At 66.6% G+C, this 1,129-nt stretch carries 2 protein-coding genes; both read left to right on the top strand.

Annotated elements, in window-relative coordinates:
- Positions 1-462: carbohydrate ABC transporter permease (locus ACZ4M5_RS34690; RefSeq protein WP_467743086.1), on the top strand; the 462-nt coding region annotated here is incomplete at its 5' end.
- Positions 462-1,129: carbohydrate ABC transporter permease (locus tag ACZ4M5_RS34695; protein WP_467743088.1), on the top strand; the 668-nt coding region annotated here is incomplete at its 3' end. The genes ACZ4M5_RS34690 and ACZ4M5_RS34695, both read left to right, overlap by 1 nt.

Here is a 1,129-nt window from a genome sequence, read left to right on the forward strand (position 1 = left end):
GTCCAGCCGCTGTGGCTGGGCGACCCCGATCTGGCCCTCTGGGCGGTGATGGGGGTCCTCGTCTGGTCCACGGTCGGCTTCTTCGTGGTCCTCTTCTCCGCCGGCATGGCCTCCATCCCCTCGGACATGTACGAGGCGGCCCTGCTGGACGGCGCGAACCGGGTGACCACGTTCTTCCGGATCACCCTGCCCCTCCTCTGGGACACGGTGCAGTCCGGCTGGGTCTACATGGGCATCCTCGCCCTGGGCGCCGAGTCGTTCGCGGTCGTGCAGATCATGACGACCGGGCCGGGCGGTCCCGACTACTCGACCACCGTCATGGTCCTGTACGTGTACCAGAAGGCGTTCCGGGACGGGCAGGCCGCCTACGCCACGACCATCGGTGTCGCCCTGCTCGTCGTCACGCTGGCCTTCGCCGCCGTGGTGATGCGGCTGGGCCGCCGCGAGCGGCTGGAGTACTGATGAAGACCACCGAAACCCCCGCTCCGCTCCCGGCCGAGTCCGGTGCCGTCCTCACCAAGGACGACCTGCCGCCGGCCGCACCGCCCAAGGCGAGGAAAGAGGGCACGGTCCTCAACGTCTTCTCGCACGGCGTCCTGGTCATCTGGGCGATCATGGTGGTCATGCCGCTGCTCTGGGCGGTCATGACGTCCTTCAAGGACGACCGCTCCATCTTCAGCTCGCCCTGGTCCCTCCCGGACTCCCTGCACTTCGACAACTGGTCGCGGGCGTGGACCCAGGCCAACATGAGCGACTACTTCCTCAACACGGTCCTCGTGGTGGGCGGATCGCTCATCGGCACGCTCGTCCTGGGCTCGATGGCGGCGTACGTCCTGGCCCGCTTCGACTTCCCGGGCAACCGCTTCATCTACTTCCTGTTCATCGGCGGCATGAGCTTCCCGATCATGCTGGCGCTGGTCCCGCTGTTCTACGTCGTGAACAACATGGGGCTGCTGAACACCATCCACGGCCTGATCCTGGTCTACATCGCCTACTCGCTGCCGTTCACGGTGTTCTTCCTCACGGCGTTCTTCCGCACCCTGCCGACGTCGATCGCCGAGGCCGCCTTCGTCGACGGCGCCTCACACAGCCGCACGTTCTTCCAGATCATGCTGCCCATGGCCAAGCC

The organism is Streptomyces sp. NPDC026246, from assembly GCF_055567995.1.